We start from the raw sequence: 16,275 nt of genomic DNA, 5'->3' as shown, positions 1-16,275 counted from the left end.
ACTAGATGACCAGAAACGAATTTCGGTCAGAAATTAAAAAAGAGGAAGAGGGACGAAGATGGATCGTCGTACAGAAATTGTAGAAGCGGCACGTAAATCATTTACGCTATTTGGTTATAAAGCGACAACGATGGAGCAAGTAGCCAAATTGGCAAAAGTCGGCAAAGGTACAATTTACACATTCTTCAAAAACAAAGATGAACTTTTTCAAGAAATCGTCATTCAATTCATTAAAGAAATGAAGGCAGAAGTAGAGAATACGATTGACCCTCATCAGTCGGTAATCGACAATACGCATCACGTCCTTATGAAAATTTTAGAATTCCGCGAAGTTCATAAGTTGTATTCTAAATTGATCGAAGAAGAACGTTCGATGAGTACGCCGGAAGTTCATGAGATGATTAAACAAATCGAAAATGAATTGTTGAACTACTTGGAAGAAAAAATAAAAATTGCGGTACAACGTGATGAAGTATTACCTTGCGATGAACGCCTCGTAGCGTATTTGCTATTTAAAGCGTACTTAGCAGTCGTTGTAGATTGGTCAGATCATCATGATGAAGACTTAACTGAAAAACAAATCATCAACTTGTTCCAAAGTACAATTTTTAGAGGGCTTATGAAATAAGCATTCTCTTTTACTCTTTTTTGACTAAAATTCAATTTCGGTCACTTGGTTTTATACGGGATTAAAAAGTGAAGCAGTACACAATATAAAGGAGGAAATTTCGAGTATGTTTAAAGCGGAATGGAAGCATATTTTTACGACAAAAATGCTACTCATCTCTCTTATTGCAATATTATTCGTACCAATTATTTATGCAGGAATGTTCTTGTGGTCATTTTGGGATCCATACAGCCACTTAAATAAAGTACCAGTTGCAATCGTAAATGAAGATAAAGAGGCAACAGTTAAAGGAAAAACATTAGATGTCGGTCAGCAAGTAGCAGAAGAACTTGAAAAAGACGGGACATTGAAATTCAAAATCGTATCAAAAGAAGAAGCCGAACAAGGAATGAAAGATCGTAAGTACTACATGACGGTCACAATTCCAGAAGACTTCAGTAAAAATGCAGGGACTTTATTAGAAAAAGACCCTGAAAAAATGGACATCAAATACACACCAAATGAAGGGTTGAACTTCATTACATCTCAAGTAGGGAAGTCAGCTGTTGCGACTATTCGCCAAAAAGTGAATACGCAAGTAGCAGAAACTTACTCAGAGCAAGTATTCGATAACATTAAAAAAATGGGCGACGGCTTTGGCACAGCTGCAGACGGCGCACAAAAATTAGAAGATGGCTCAGCGAAACTCGACAAAGGGGCCCACACATTACACAACGGTATTTTATCAGCGAAAGACGGGGTCATTCGTCTTGATAACGGAGCGAACCAATTGAACGACGGTGTCGCATCAGCGAAAGACGGCGCGACAAAATTAAATACCGGGGCAAAATCATTAAACGCAGGTATTATTCAAGTGAAAGACGGTTCGATTCAATTAAATAACGGTGCGTCTCAACTTTATGCAGGTGCAGGCAAATTAAAAGACGGTGCTTCATCAGCGAAAGACGGAGCAGGTACGCTTCATAACGGAATCGTATCAGCAAAAGATGGCGCTGCTAAATTAAACTCAGGCATCCAATCAGCGAGCGACGGCGCAAGTAAAGTAGCGAACGGCGCAGCAAGTGCAGCAGACGGCTCTAAAAAATTAAGTGCCGGCATCGCATCTGCACAAGGTGGGACGTCTCAACTTATGACAGGGGCAAGCCAATTAAAAGACGGTACAGCGGCTTTCTCATCTAAATTACAAGAAAAAACAAATGATATTAAAAATTTAAACGATGGTGCGAATGGCGTCGCATCGAATCTTTCAAAAGTGAACGGTTCGGTTAGTGACTTATCAAAACTAGCAGGAGCTTTATCACAATCACTTGCAGCAGGCGGTACGGTAAATACGTCATCAGCAAAAGCGTCTGCTAGTGAAGCGGCAACTTCTGCGAACGCAACTGTCGCATCAGCGAAAGAAGCAGTTGCTTCTGCACAAGCAGTCGTGAACGCTTTAGCAAACGTAGAAGATGAAGCGGCGAAAGTAGCAGCAAATGCGTCATTACAAAAAGCGAATAGTGCCTTAGCTCAAGCACAAGCAGCGGCAGCGAAACAACAAAATGTATCGACTTCAATCGATGCGATTGCAGCTCCAACTGCTTCAGCAAGTGCGCAAGGCATGGCGAAACAATTAGCAGGCGGTTTATCAGCACTTTCTTCTTCAACAAATCAACTCTCTGGTGGTGCGAATCAAGTAGCAGCGGGAACGTCTAGCCTTCAAAAAGCTTGGCCAACGACGATTGCTTCTGCACAACAATTAAACGCAGGTGCTACAAAATTACAAACAGGAATTAACGACTTAAGCACAGGTCTTGGTTCATTAAAATCAGGCTCTGATTCATTAACACAAGGTCTCGGTGCATTAACGACAGGTTCTAACTCATTAGTAAATGGTATGGGTCAATTAACGAGCGGTTCAAACAGCTTAACGAGCGGTATGGGTCAACTCGCAAATGGTTCTAATCAATTACAAAATGGTCTAGGCGCACTCGTAACAGGTGCGAGCGATTTACAAGACGGAACGGGTTCATTGAAAGATGGAACGTCTAATTTAACGAACGGTACGACGAAACTTGCCGACGGTTCAAATCAACTCGTAACAGGGACGACAAGCCTCGTAAGTGGTGCTGACAAGTTAGCAAACGGTTCTCAAGCATTAGCAGATGGAACAGGTGAACTTGCAACAGGTACAGACAAACTGGCAACAGGTTCTAAAACGTTAGCAGACGGAACAGGCGACTTAACAGACGGAACGAAAACATTACAAGAAAAACTAGCAGATGCAAACGAAGAAGCATCTGAAGTAAAACCAACAGACAAAACGTATAACATGCAAGCAGAGCCCGTAACATTATCTGAAAAAGCAGCGAACCACGTGCCAAACTACGGTACAGGTTTCTCGCCATACTTTATCGGTTTAGGATTGCTCGTAGGTTCACTCGTATTAACAATCGTTTACAACGTAATACATCCAGCTATTCGCCCGACGAGCGCAGCGGCTTGGTATTTCAGTAAAACGTCCGTACTTGCGGCACTCGGTACATTACAATCTATTTTAGTCGTCACACTCGTGAACTTCTTCTTAGATTTCCACCCAGATCATCTTTGGGCAGTATATGCGATTGCACTCGTATCTAGCTTCGCGTTCATCTCCATCGTGCAAATGCTCGTATCGATCTTCGATGACCGTGGACGCTTCATGGTACTCGTCTTCATGGTATTACAATTAACATCAAGTGCAGGTACATTCCCGAAAGAAATGACTCCTGGATTCTTCCAAACGTTAAATACTTTCATGCCATTAACGTACACTGTTCAAGGATTTAAAGCAGCCATTTCAACAGACGATTTACCATTCATGTGGCATAACTTCTTCGTCCTATTAGCCATTGGCGCAGGATGCTTACTCGTAACATTCTTCTACTATGTACTCCTCTTCAAACGTCGTCATAGCGGAGAAGCGAAATAAACGTATAAATAAAAAAGGCAGTCACGAAGATGACTGCCTTTTTTATATGCAAAAATTGTTTAGGTCGTTCGGATCGCTTGAATCATTTCAACACGATTGCCAAATGGGTCGCGGAATTCGAACCGTTCATATCCGGGAATCGGGATTCCTTCAATCGGTTCAATTTCGTGCGCCTCTAACGTCTGACGCCAATGATCAATATCGGTCACTTCGTACGCAATATGCGCTTTCGTCGTCAATCGATCGAAGTCATCTTCCGTCCCAACGTGAACTTCCCGGTCCCCGACTTGCAGCCAAAAGCCGCCACGTCCTTGAAGGGATTCAGGTTTTTCTTTTTCAAGTAGTCCTAATACGCCGCAGTAGAATGCTTTCCCTGCTGCTTCAGCACCTTTCGGAATCGTAATTTGTGCGTGATGAATGTTTAAAATCATGTAAATCACTCCATTCCAATTACTTACTACGCAAATTTTATAATATATTTCTTTATAAGTAAAATATTGTAATTCTATGTTTTGTTATAAGTTTTGCTTATACGATAAAAACAATGAATGATACGATTTTTCGAACTAATAGCGACTTGAAAACGTCTTAAACGTACTAGATATTTTTCAACTCCCTTTGCTATCGAACGTATACATCGTTTAGAATAGAAAAGGAACGGTTTTTTTAGGACCGTATAAATGAACGGGGATGAACATTTGTAGGACGCAAATGTTCATAAAAGCCAATATTTTTAAGCAGTAAATATGAAAAAAAGAGGGGAATACAGTTTTATGAAAGCGATCGTACCGTCTTTCTTGACGATTTGTAATTTCATGTGTGGCATGTTAGCGGTCATCGTCGCCATCGACGATAAAATGGGCATGGCAGTAGGATTTATCTTTTTAGGAGGACTGTTTGATTTATTCGATGGGCGTGTGGCTCGGAAATTAAATGTCATGTCTTCTTTCGGTAAAGAACTCGATTCATTAGCGGACGTCGTAACGTTCGGCGTCGCACCAGCGATGATTGCGTACGAAGTATCTTTGCAATATTTGAATGGGTTCGGTCTAGTTGCCGTATTAGTGTATGCCGTATGTGGTCTTGTGCGCTTAGCACGGTTCAACGTAAAACAAAGTACGTTAACGATATTCGTCGGTATGCCCATCCCGGCAGCAGCGATTATTTTAATGATTTTCACATTCACCGCAACACCGATCTTTTTAATATTAGCAACATTCTTACTAGCGGCCTTAATGGTGAGCCAAGTGAGGTTTCCGAATTTCAAAAAACTAAAACAGTCTTCGGAGCTTAGCGATGGAGACAATTAATAACCTTATTTCTCAATACGGCTATTACTTTGTATTTTTCAACTTAGCTTGTGGACTAGCGGCAATCCCCATCCCGGATGAAGCCTTATTATTAGCGATGGGCTACTTTACGAAAATAGGTTCGATTCACTACGCATATGCATTAATCATTTGTTTTTTAGGTTCTTTTCTCGGAATGCTCCTCAGTTTCACGATTGGTAAGAAAGCAGGACAACCGCTCATGTTGAAACTCAACAAGTGGTTCCGCATTAAACAAAAGTCAAACGACCGCATTAAGCGATTACTCGACCGATACGGGCATACCGCCATCTTAATCGGTTGCTTCATACCCGGCATTCGCCAAGTATTCGGCTATTTCTGCGGCACGACTCATATCCGTTTCAAATCATATGTAATCTTCACCGCCATCGGTTCATTCGCTTGGTGCATTTTATTACTAACGATTGGACGCTTTGTCGGTCATATCAATTAAACGACACAAAGGACTGCACGCTGCAGTCCTTTTTTTGATACATTTTTTTGAAGTAGCGGAAGCTTTCCAAAAAAATAGAAGATGTCACTTCGGTATTTTTAGCCATTAACAATTCTCGAAGCCATATGTTTTTATAGAACACTACGTAATAGCTGCAATACATTTCTTAATAAAGAATCAATTTCATTTTGATACATGTTCTGCATTATGTTGACCGAATCATAATGCGGTACGTGAAAAATAACTGCGAATCGTCAACGTTCATATCCCCGAAAAAGAAGCACGTACTGCGAAAATAAACTGCGTACGGCATTTCTTTTTCCTTTTTGTTCGAAATGGAAGGTGAGTAGATGAGGAAGACTGAATGCGAAAAGACTAAACAAAACGGACATTTATGTAGAAGTTCGCGGAAAGTAAAAAAATGATGAAACAGGAAGGGCGGTGACTCCAAGAGGAATACAAACGAGGCGAAGGAACTTTCTTCGCCCGTTTGTTCGGGAGTTGGAAATCCTCGCTAGGTGCGCCAGCACAAAGCGATAGTTCCAACCACGCCTCTGGAAAGCTTCCGCCACTTCCCAAATTTACAAACACTGCTCCTCCTTTCCGCGAACTTCAAAAATCGAAGATTTTGCCCTTAATCTCTTAATCTTTCCACGCTCTTCACGCCCTTAATCTTTTAATCTCTTAATCTCTTAATCTTCCCACGCCCTTAATCTTTCAGCTCTCTTTCACCTTCCACTTTAAAAAATAAACATAAAAAAAGACCGCCCGTAGGCAGCCCTTTATAAGTTAGAAAATCGTTTATTCTTTTGCGAATTTTACGACAGTAGTGCCGCTAACTGCTTTTCCAGGATCTTTCACAGTCACCTTAATTTTACCTGCTTTTTTCCCAAGTTGCTTAATACTTAGCGTAACAGAAGTTCCTTTTGACGTAGCAGAAGCAATTTTTTTAGATTTGGCATTATAAATTGTAACGACTGAACCTTTTCGGACACCTTTTACAGTGACACGATCATGTTTATTAGGATAATTTTTCACGGTAATACTTTTAGCACTCAATGGAGAAGTACTTAAATAAATATTAAAATTATAAAGTTCCCATTTGGCAGAATCGTAATTAGATACGCGGTAATAATACGTCCCTTTCTTTAAACGAAGGGTAGTGAAGCTATTTCCTTTAACGAGTTCACTAGAATCTGTGTATTGATCATGTATAAGGGAGCCTTGCGAATTGTACAAAGAAGTATACCAACGTACATTTGATTTTTGAGACATGCGAATTCTCACGTTACTCGTTGCAGGAACAGTAAAGCGGTAAAAATCCACATCTGAATCATTTTGGTTATTAATAACACCTGTAATGTTGGTGTTCAATTTAATAGGAGTAGCTGTCGTTAATGTATTATTAAATTCTTTTTCATAGGCAGTTTTAGAAGCTTTGAAAGAAGCTTTTAAAGTATACGGAAGATCGGTCGTATTCGAATATCCATCTACTAGGATGTAGTAAGTCCCTTTAGGCAAACTAATATTGACGCTAGCACGCCCTTTAACGAGTTCACTATCGCTTGTGTAGAAATAGTCATAAACTTCTCCTTTAGCATTTTGAAGATGAACATACCATTTAGAGTTCGGCAATGTTGATAAAGATAAATTGACAGTACCAGGAGTAGTTAAAGTGAATTTGTAAAAGTCTTCATCACTATTATGCTGAAGGGTCCCTTGATAATATTGATTAAGAGCAATTTTATTAGCGCTAGTAATCGTATCATTTTGTTCTTTTTCAAAGTACTCACTTTGCTGATAATTTAGTTTAAATGCGTATTCAGCATTGTATTTACCACTATGCAACTTGAAGTAATAAGTGCCTTTAGGGAGACCGACTTCTACTGTGGAATACCCTTTAACGAGTTCACTATCATCAGAATAAATGGAGGTAAGGACCTTTCCAGAAGCATTTAAAAAGTCACCGCGCCATTCACTATTTGCTAAATTTTTAATTTGTATTTTGATATTTCCAGACTTCGGTAAGACCACTTTATAGAAATCTTCATCTTGTGATGAAGAAATAGTGCCTTTGTATGTTTTATTTAGCGCAATTGCATTTGCTGTAGAAACAGAATCATTAAATTCTTTTTCAAAATAAGGGCTTTCCGTAAAGTTGACATCGAACTGATACGTCACGCCGCTAGCATCATCTTCATTTTCTACGATAATGTAGTATGTGCCTTTTGCTAATCCTACTTTTACGTAGTCAGAACCTGAAGCAAACTCACTGTCATCTGTTTCGAAATTATCAATGAAATTACCGTTTGAATCATGTACAGATACAGTCCATTGGCTACCTGTTTTGTTTTTCATAGCAACTTTAATTTGACCATCTGCTACTAAAGAAATTTTGTAGAAATGTTTTGTTGAGTAATTAGGCAGTGAGGAAGAATACTGCTCACCGAAGGAAATAGTAGAAGCTGTAGAATAGGATGTAATCGCTGAAGCATTTAATTTGAAGCAAAAAACAGAGAGCATAAATGCGAAAACAAGTGTAAAAATAATTTTTTTCAAAAGATCACCTCTTAAATAATGTTATGTATATAATACTATTTAATTACTTTTAAATACAAAATAAATATAATTAAATATCTATTTATGAATTCCTATTATGATACTTTTCTATCTATTTATTTAATTTTATGAGTAATTTTTATTCAAAATAAATAGTATTTAATCGAAAAGTATAGGATGTGAATAACAAAATGAAACAAATCACCCATCTAAAAAATGCTTGTATTTTAGGATAAATCCTTCACTATTTTAACGAAATCCTTATATATTACGTGAAAAATAACTACGAATCACCAACGTACCAATCTCTGAAAAAGAAGCCGGTACTACCAAAATAAACTGCGTACGGCATTTCTTTTCCTTTTCGTTCGGAATGGAAGGTGAGTAGATGGAGAAGACTGAATGCGAAAAGAATAAAGAAAACGGACATGTATGTAGACGTTCATGGAAAGTAAAAATATGATGAATGTTGACCGAATCATAATGCGGTACGTGAAAAATAACTGCAAATCGCCAACGTGCATATCCCCGAAAAAGAAGCACGTACTGCGAAAATAAACTGCGTACGGCATTTCTTTTTCCTTTTCGTTCTGAATGGAAGGTGAGTAGATGAGGAAGACTGAATGCGAAAAAATAAAGAAAACGGACATCATATGTAGACGTTCGCAGAAAGTAAAATATGATGAATGTTGACCGAATCATAATGCGGTACGTGAAAAATAACTGCGAATTGCCAACGTGCATATTCCCGAAAAAGAAGCCGGTACTACCAAAATGAACTGCGTACGGCATTTCTTTTTCCTTTTCGTTCGGAATGGAAGGTGAGTAGATGGAGAAGACTGAATGCGAAAAAAATAAAGAAAACGGACATCATATGTAGAAGTTCGCGGAAAGTGAAAAATGATGAAACAGGAAGGGCGGTGACTCCAAGAGGAATACAAATGAGGCGAAGGAACTTTCTTCGCCCGTTTGTTCGGGAGTTGGAAATCCTCGCTAGGTGCGCCAGCACAAAGCTATAGTTCCAACCACGCCTCTGGAAAGCTTCCGCCACTTCCCAAATTTACAAACACTGCTCCTCCTTTCCGCGAACTTCAAAAATCGAAGATTTTGCCCTTAATCTCTTAATCTTTCAACGCTCTTCACGCCCTTAATCTTTTAATCTCTTAATCTCTTAATCTTTCCACGCCCTTAATCTTTCAGCTCTCTTTCACCTTCCATTCTAAAAAAATAAACATAAAAAAAGACCGCCCGTAGGCAGTCTTTTTTATGCACAAAACGTGCAACCTCTTTTTAAAAAGGAGCAATTAGCGCTCACTCAAATCCGTTTTCACTTTCGTTGTAGAAATACCCTCTGTGCGAGGAAGGTAAATTACTTCGCATTGGTCTTTCAAGAAATCGAATTGACCTTCCCAATCGTGTCCGATAACGAACGTATCCACATTATATTTCTCAACATCTTTCACCTTTTGATCCCAAGACTCTTCGGGAATTACGAGGTCCACGTAACGAATCGCTTCCAAAATCGTTTTACGCTGTTCGAAAGAATAGTATGCTTGCTTGTGCTTCAGAGCATTGAACTCATCCGTAGAAATCGCCACGATTAATTTGTCGCCAAGGGCTTTCGCGCGACGTAATAAATTGATGTGACCTACGTGAAGCAAATCAAATGTACCGTATGTGATGACAGTTTTCATAAAAAATCACTCCTATTTTAATAAATATTCAACAAGTTTTTGCGACGCATGGCCGTCTGAGTAGACGTTCCATAGCGAAGCAAACGCTTCTAATTCTGCAGTATCAAAATCCATGTTCACAATCGTATGGACGAGTTCTTCGTCACTATCAACGACTGGACCAGGAACGACTTCTTTATATGCATCCCAAAAGCCGCGGCTCATAGAATATTGCGCTAAGTCGTAAGGATAAAAAATTTGTGGCTTATTTAGCAGTGAAAATTCATACGGAATCGACGAATAGTCACTGACTAGGAAGTCAGTTACGAGGAGCAGTTCGTTTAATGGGAATGCCTTATCGACACTAATGATAAACGGATGCTCCAATGCTCTCATATCGTGAACAACTGCAGGATGTAGCTTTATTAATAGACGATAGTCGTCGCCAAGCTGTTCCGCAATTTTGACGAAATCGAGCGGAATTTTTTGTTTTTGAAGCTCTTGGTCTCGGAAAGTCGGCGCATAAAGCACAACTTTCCTTCCTTGTAGCTGTGGATAAGCGTCACGAATATGTCGTTTCGCCTGATGCATTGCTTTCTCGTCAAAGAAGAAATCGGTACGCGGAATACCAGTGTGTAAAAAATCACCTTGCTCTTTTCCGAATGCTTTCGCAAACACGGAAGCCATATGAGGAGAACCAACGACGATTTTATCCATACGCTCGTACACTTTTTTTATGCGTTTGATTGCTTGTGGTGTACGGTACGTAAGGCTCGGATCGGCCAACCCAAATTTTTTCACAGCGCCGGCTGCATGCCAAAGCTGAATGACTTCTGTATCGCCATTAAAATGACAGACGCTCAACAAAGGAACGTAATTGTCGATGACAACCGTGCGAGCAGTCGCTAAACGATATAGCCCTTTTACGTAACAAGGCAATTTGCGAATATCGAACGCAACTACTTCACGCGCTCCGACGTCCTTAAAAGAACGTTTGCATTTAGCTGTTTTCAGGACGACAATATCTTGGAACCCTTGTTCAGAAAGTGCTTGGATGACGTGACGAGCATTGTCACCAAAGTCTGAAATAAAGACGATATTGTTCGATTTCTTAAACAGTTTAAATGTGTCGAACAAGATTTTATTGACGATTAAAAAGAGGTTGATCATCCATTCTTTTCTCATTCAGTCACCTTATTTTCTAGATTGAATTGAAAACCCTAACGTCTATTATAACGTAAAAGGACAATCTGTTGTACATCAGCTTTGAAAGGGTCGTTTAGACGCAATCTATACTATAGGAAAAAAGGTCTGATACGAGAGGGCGAAAAAACGGATATTTCTCTTTGTCAAAAGGGCGAATATGGTATACTATAACGTGGTTTTAATAACTTATTTCATGGAATTGAGGAGTCTGCATGAAAGATTTACGTAAGATGATCAAAGAGCAAGTTAGCTCGTTTTATTTGATTCAGCGTTTGGCAAAATTCCAAATGCGAATCGATAATAACAATAACTACTTAGGCATCGCGTGGGAAGTATTAAACCCAGCGATTCAGATGGTCATGTATTGGTTCGTATTCGGCTACGCAATGAATCGAAACGAGCCGATGGGACCAGATAAAATTCCGTATGTTCTTTGGATGTTAGCGGGGATTTCATTCTGGTTCTTCATTAACAAAGCGATTTTGACCGGTTCAAAATCCATCTATCAAAAATATAGTACAGTGGCGAAGATGAACTTCCCACTGTCCGCCATTCCAAGTTATGTCGTGACGAGTAAATTTTACAGCCACCTCGTACTGTTGGGTGTCATCATTGTCGTCTTTTGGTTTGCAGGGTACTTGCCGACCATTTATTATATTCAATTACTCATTTTCGTACCGATGAGTTATTTACTCGCATTTTCGATTACGCTTTTAACGTCGACATTAACGGTCGTTATCCGTGATCTACAAATGATTATTCAATCGGTATTACAAGCAATGTTCTTCATTTCACCAATTTTATGGGATCGTTCTGAACACTTCCCAGAGTGGCTACGCCAAATTTTACAACTGAATCCGTTCTACTATTTAGCGAATGGATACCGTGCAGCATTACTCGATGGGCATTGGTACTTCATTACGCATTGGGAACTCACATTGTACAACGTAGCAGTCATCTTCATTTTCTTATGGATTGGCTCAAAAGCACACTTCAAATTCAGAACGAGATTCTCTGACTTCATTTAGGAGGAAAGCACATGGCACATTCAGTCATTTTAAAAAATGTTACAAAAACATATGCGATGTACGAGTCGAAATTCGAGCAGTTGACGGATTTAATGCTCCCTTTTAAAAAGAAGAAGGGGCGTAAATTTGATGCGATCGAAGGCATTAGTTTCTCAGTCGATGAAGGCGATATCGTCGGACTCGTTGGCATTAACGGTTCGGGTAAGTCAACGCTGTCGAATATTATCGGAGGACTGACGCCTGAGAGTTCTGGCGAAATTATCGTCAAAGGCGACGTGAACGTCATCGCCATTAAATCGGGTTTATCGAACAATTTAACCGGTAAAGAAAATATCGAATTCAAATGTTTATTAATGGGCTATAGCAAAGAAAAGATTGCCGAAGTCATGCCGCAAATTATTGAATTCTCTGAGCTTGGGGACTTTATTAACCAACCAGTGAAGCAATATTCAAGCGGGATGAAATCGAAGCTCGGCTTTGCGATTAGCGTCACAGCGGATCCGGACGTCATCGTCATTGACGAAGCACTGTCTGTCGGCGACCAAACGTTCACCGACAAGTCGCTTGCGAAAATGATGGAGTACAAAAAACGCGGCAAGACGATTTTCTTCGTCAGTCATAATACGAAACAAGTAGAAGACTTTTGTACGAAGATTGCATGGATTGAAGGCGGTCATTTACGCGAATTCGGTCCGACGAATACGGTGATGAAAAATTACCGTGCGTTTATTAAAAAGTACAATCAATTGTCCGAATCGGAACAAAAAGCATTCCGAGATCGCCTTGCAGCATCTCGCAAACACGACTAACAAAAAGCAGCCTTTGCGCTGCTTTCTTTCTACAGAAAGAGGGGAATTACGATGCAAAAGACGGTATTCTTAGCAGCTTGGGCGATGTCAGATGAGCCATCTGGTATGCAACGTTCGATTTTGAAACGAGCGAATGCCATCGTTTCGGATGCATACAAGCCAGTTATCGTGACGTTTGACTTTTCGTTGAATTATCCACAAATCGAGCGACGTCTAAAAGTGATGGGGCTTCTGCATGAAAGCGTACGAATCGTCAACGTATACGACGAAGTGCGCAGTACGTATGATGATGGCCCAGTATCTACGAAACAAAAAGAAGAATATGCGGCACATAATACGAAGTTTGAAAAAGGCTATTGGGTGGAAGATGCGGGGCATATTGCCCGTTACTTCGATAACGGCGTGTACGTAAAATTTAAACGTTGGGCGGATGACGGCAAGATTGATGTCATCGATGAATTTGACGATAATCGGGTTCGGATTCAACGAAAAGAATTTCATCACGACGGCTTTTTAGCACGTGAAACAGTGTACCACCCGGCGAATAATAAACGAACGCAAGAGCATTATTACACGAAAGATGGCTTTTGTTACGCAACGGTTTGGTACAACAACGATACAGGGACGCAGCAAGGAACGTATCGCTTTGATTGTAAATTCAATACGGTCGAGCATTTCCCGCATACAAAAGCGTGGCACATCGATTGGTTTGAGAAATTCGTCAATTTAGAATCAGTTCGTCCGATCATCATTGCCGAGCAACCGTCGACCGTCGATCGCGTGCTTCAAATGGAACGAGTGGAAGCAGACTTCATCTTTACACGCCATACAGGTCACGTATCAGAAGTCGAGCCGCTGAAATATACGAAAGATTCGTCGTTCTTAATCGATGCGATTAGTAAAGGGTATCCGATGGTCGCCTCTTCTACCTCTCAAGGGGAGCATTTGCGCCACGAAATTGGAGACCGTGGCAACATCTTCATCGTGCCGGACTATTACGAAGCATTGCCGTCAAACGTGACGCGCGATCCGTATCGTTTCGTCGCCGTTGCACATAACCGCGATCCGAAATTACACGATACGGAAACGCTCGTCCGTGCATTCGCAGACGTCTACGATGCCGAGAAGCGAAGCAGCCTCGTCATTTACGGGACGATGCCGAAAGCAGTCAGCAAAAAAGTGAATGCGATCATTTCAGAACGCAAGCTCGAAAAAGCGGTGACGTTCGTCGATTATACGTTAGCGATTGACGATGTATTCGCAGGCGCAGCAGCGCAAGTCGGAGTATGTAATCGGGAAGGGCAAAGCGTCGCAACAGTGGGTGCGATGGCTAACGGAACACCGGTCATTGCGTACGATTGCTTATTCGGACCGAACGAATACATTCAACACGAAAAAACCGGCTTCTTAGTAGAAGAAGGCGACGTGGCCGCATTGACAGAAGCGATGCTACGAATCGTCCGACAACCAGAAGAAGCACGCACATTCGGTGAAGCGGCACGTGCAGTTGTGGCCGAACAATTAACGAAACAACGATACGAAGCGAGCTGGCATGACTTATTGGACCACGTGACGGACTATATGCCACGCAAGCCACTTTTATAACGAGTAGGTCTACTAAAGAAGGGGATGTCGAATGGGACATCCTCTTCTTTATTTTTATGCGCAAATGAAGAATGACCATTCCTCGTGGGCATCTTTTCTTGTTGATTCGCTTTTCCTAAATGGGATACGTCATACGGTATTTTATTTAAAAATAAAATCATCACCGGGTAAGTCGTTATCTTATTACATATATTTTCCTTAAAAGTAAAATTTATGCGTTAAAGTAATCAAAATCATCCTTTAAACGGTAAATTGCTCGTTATCAAATAATTGTTAAAAATTCAGTGCATTTTGGGAAATAATATTCGACGCACTAAAATACATAGAGGGGTATGCGGAAGAGGTGTTGTGATATAGCGCGAAACTTTACAATTTTTCGTAGCATCCGATAGGAGTAATAAGCAAACAGGAGGAGGAGATCGAATGAAAAACGGGAGACGATTCCTTTTTGTTGTGATGATGCTAATACTCGGTATCGTGACAATGGAAACGACAGCCCGAGCGACTGTAACGAAAACGTATCAAATCGGGACAGTCAAAAGCACGATCTACGTGTACGACAAACCGTCAACGAAAGCGAAGAAAAAGAAAGCCGGTACACTTTCGAAACGTTCGTATACGATTACGCAAATGGACGGTGACTTTTATCGCCTTTCAAGAGGTGCGACCGTATACGGGTGGGTGAAGAAAAAAGAGGCGAGCGTGTACGTGCGCCAAATCATCTCAAAAAAATCACAAAAACTGTATATCATCGGTACAGGTGCGGCTTATCGTATGCCGAAAGCGATCGCAGCGGAGAAGCGTTACAACTTAACGAACGACGTAGCGAAGTCTTTCACCGCAACAGCGGAAGAGAAAATCGGCAAGACGACGTGGTATAAAGGAACGTACAAAAATGAATTAATTTGGGTGAAGGCGACGGACGTAACGCTCAATGCGTATGCGGCACTTGATTTACATAAGGTATCGTCGATTAGCGCCAAAGAAATGCAAGCGTTTCTTCTATCGAAAGGGAAGCTACCAGACAATGTACTATATAAACTAGCACCTTCTTTCGTAGCCGTTCAAAAAAGCACGGGCATCAATGCACAGTTTATGATGGCACATGCGATTTTAGAAACGGGCTGGGGAAGTTCAACTATCGCACAATACAAAAATAATTTCTTCGGCTACCAAGCGTACGATACGTGTCCAATTACGTGCGCGAAGTACTTCCCAACAGGGGCGAAGGGCTTGTCTTATTATGCGTACAAAATTAATACGAACTATTTAACGACAGGTGGCGCATATGCGAATGGACCTTCTGCGCTCGGCATGAACGTACGCTACGCTTCTGACCGTGCATGGTCGACGAAAATTGCCAACTTGATGGCACAAATGAAGCCGTACAAAGCGTCAGATTATAGTAGGAAGAAAGCGGTGACGAAAACGCTCACGCAGCCCGTGGAGTATGAGCATATTATTCCAGCAACTGCTGCGACACCGGATCAGTTTAAAGCGATTCCTGCAAATGTCGTCGCTTCTTTTGCGAAGACGACGAAAGTGTACAAGTTACCGTATGCGACATCGCCCGTACTCGGCACGTATACGACAGACAAAACGGTGAAGCTCGTTGCGTATCATAGCGATGTGAAAGATGCGACGGTCGGCAAGAAGACAGCTCGTTGGTATCGCATTGCGTATAAAGGCGGACAAGGTTGGATTCGTAGCGATACGTTGACGACGCCGACACTAGGCTTTATTAAGACACAAACGACAGCGCATAAAGGAGCGGGCACGACGTACACGAAAGTGGTAGATGCGAATGCGAACACACCGCTGAAATTTGCGCTATCTAAAAATAAAAAAGTAACGAAAGTCGTACATAACGAAACGTGGTACAAAGTGTACTTACCTGCAGCACCGAATACGGCTGTATGGATCGCTTCTTCTGACATCGTTACGTATTAATGAACGTCCTGAAGTCCTTTCGTGGCTTCGGGATTTTTTTGTATTTAATTTTTTGAAAATTGCCAAAAATATCAAAAGAAAAAGG

The 16,275-nt window shown here is 40.9% G+C and carries 12 protein-coding genes; 8 read left to right on the top strand and 4 right to left on the bottom strand.

What is annotated here, in order from left to right; genetic code table 11:
* Positions 1–58 precede the first annotated feature (58 nt).
* Entirely contained in the window at positions 59–628 is a 570-nt protein-coding gene (locus KSHG_RS04320) for a TetR/AcrR family transcriptional regulator (RefSeq protein WP_010302347.1), read from the top strand.
* A gap of 106 nt (positions 629–734) precedes the next feature.
* A complete protein-coding gene (locus tag KSHG_RS04315; RefSeq protein WP_010302345.1) occupies positions 735–3,578 on the top strand; it encodes a YhgE/Pip domain-containing protein in 2,844 nt (947 codons plus the stop codon).
* A 59-nt stretch (positions 3,579–3,637) separates the two neighbouring features.
* On the opposite strand, the gene KSHG_RS04310 is transcribed toward KSHG_RS04315, so the two are convergent.
* A complete protein-coding gene (locus tag KSHG_RS04310) occupies positions 3,638–4,009 on the bottom strand; it encodes a VOC family protein (RefSeq protein WP_010302344.1) in 372 nt (123 codons plus the stop codon).
* 342 nt (positions 4,010–4,351) lie between these two features.
* Here KSHG_RS04310 and pssA point away from each other — a divergent pair, with 342 nt between their 5' ends.
* Positions 4,352–4,888, top strand: a complete 537-nt coding sequence (pssA, locus tag KSHG_RS04305; RefSeq protein ID WP_010302341.1) for a CDP-diacylglycerol--serine O-phosphatidyltransferase — start codon at positions 4,352–4,354, stop codon at positions 4,886–4,888.
* Positions 4,875–5,360: a DedA family protein gene (locus KSHG_RS04300; RefSeq protein ID WP_010302338.1), complete on the top strand. Its 486-nt coding sequence runs from the start codon at positions 4,875–4,877 to the stop codon at positions 5,358–5,360. The genes pssA and KSHG_RS04300 overlap by 14 nt, the downstream gene beginning before the upstream one ends.
* Positions 5,361–6,161: 801 nt before the next feature.
* Here the strand turns inward: KSHG_RS04300 and KSHG_RS04295 are convergent.
* The 3 genes from KSHG_RS04295 to KSHG_RS04285 form a co-directional block, all read right to left on the bottom strand.
* Complete coding sequence (locus tag KSHG_RS04295) at positions 6,162–7,919, bottom strand: pre-peptidase C-terminal domain-containing protein (protein WP_010302335.1); 1,758 nt, start codon at positions 7,917–7,919, stop codon at positions 6,162–6,164.
* A gap of 1,304 nt (positions 7,920–9,223) precedes the next feature.
* A complete protein-coding gene (gene tagD / locus KSHG_RS04290) occupies positions 9,224–9,613 on the bottom strand; it encodes a glycerol-3-phosphate cytidylyltransferase (RefSeq protein ID WP_010302331.1) in 390 nt (129 codons plus the stop codon).
* Positions 9,614–9,625: 12 nt separating this feature from the next.
* Entirely contained in the window at positions 9,626–10,777 is a 1,152-nt protein-coding gene (locus tag KSHG_RS04285; RefSeq protein ID WP_026022503.1) for a CDP-glycerol--glycerophosphate glycerophosphotransferase, read from the bottom strand.
* 233 nt (positions 10,778–11,010) lie between these two features.
* Here KSHG_RS04285 and KSHG_RS04280 point away from each other — a divergent pair, with 233 nt between their 5' ends.
* The 4 genes from KSHG_RS04280 (at position 11,011) to KSHG_RS17390 (ending at position 16,190) form a co-directional block, all read left to right on the top strand.
* Positions 11,011–11,826: an ABC transporter permease gene (locus KSHG_RS04280; protein ID WP_010302323.1), complete on the top strand. Its 816-nt coding sequence runs from the start codon at positions 11,011–11,013 to the stop codon at positions 11,824–11,826.
* 11 nt (positions 11,827–11,837) lie between these two features.
* Positions 11,838–12,635: a teichoic acids export ABC transporter ATP-binding subunit TagH gene (gene tagH / locus KSHG_RS04275; RefSeq protein ID WP_010302320.1), complete on the top strand. Its 798-nt coding sequence runs from the start codon at positions 11,838–11,840 to the stop codon at positions 12,633–12,635.
* 51 nt (positions 12,636–12,686) lie between these two features.
* On the top strand, positions 12,687–14,240 hold the full coding sequence (locus KSHG_RS04270) for a glycosyltransferase family 4 protein (RefSeq protein WP_010302318.1): 1,554 nt from the start codon (positions 12,687–12,689) through the stop codon (positions 14,238–14,240).
* A gap of 423 nt (positions 14,241–14,663) precedes the next feature.
* Positions 14,664–16,190 carry a glucosaminidase domain-containing protein gene (locus KSHG_RS17390; RefSeq protein WP_010302315.1) on the top strand — a complete coding sequence of 509 codons (1,527 nt, stop codon included), beginning with the start codon at positions 14,664–14,666 and terminating at the stop codon, positions 16,188–16,190.
* The last annotated feature ends 85 nt before the right edge of the window (positions 16,191–16,275 follow it).

This window comes from Kurthia senegalensis (genome assembly GCF_000285595.1).
Lineage (GTDB): Bacteria > Bacillota > Bacilli > Bacillales_A > Planococcaceae > Kurthia > Kurthia senegalensis.
The sequence above is the reverse complement of the archived record's forward strand: the minus strand, read 5'-3'. Positions and strand labels throughout refer to the sequence as shown.

Coding starts and splice junctions, on each gene's coding strand:
- tagD (WP_010302331.1), bottom strand. CDS start 9,613: ATGAAAACTGTCATCACATACGGTACATTTGATTTGCTTCACGTAGGT.
- KSHG_RS04280 (WP_010302323.1), top strand. CDS start 11,011: ATGAAAGATTTACGTAAGATGATCAAAGAGCAAGTTAGCTCGTTTTAT.
- pssA (WP_010302341.1), top strand. CDS start 4,352: ATGAAAGCGATCGTACCGTCTTTCTTGACGATTTGTAATTTCATGTGT.
- KSHG_RS04320 (WP_010302347.1), top strand. CDS start 59: ATGGATCGTCGTACAGAAATTGTAGAAGCGGCACGTAAATCATTTACG.
- KSHG_RS04285 (WP_026022503.1), bottom strand. CDS start 10,777: ATGAGAAAAGAATGGATGATCAACCTCTTTTTAATCGTCAATAAAATC.
- KSHG_RS04310 (WP_010302344.1), bottom strand. CDS start 4,009: ATGATTTTAAACATTCATCACGCACAAATTACGATTCCGAAAGGTGCT.
- KSHG_RS04300 (WP_010302338.1), top strand. CDS start 4,875: ATGGAGACAATTAATAACCTTATTTCTCAATACGGCTATTACTTTGTA.
- tagH (WP_010302320.1), top strand. CDS start 11,838: ATGGCACATTCAGTCATTTTAAAAAATGTTACAAAAACATATGCGATG.
- KSHG_RS04315 (WP_010302345.1), top strand. CDS start 735: ATGTTTAAAGCGGAATGGAAGCATATTTTTACGACAAAAATGCTACTC.
- KSHG_RS04270 (WP_010302318.1), top strand. CDS start 12,687: ATGCAAAAGACGGTATTCTTAGCAGCTTGGGCGATGTCAGATGAGCCA.
- KSHG_RS17390 (WP_010302315.1), top strand. CDS start 14,664: ATGAAAAACGGGAGACGATTCCTTTTTGTTGTGATGATGCTAATACTC.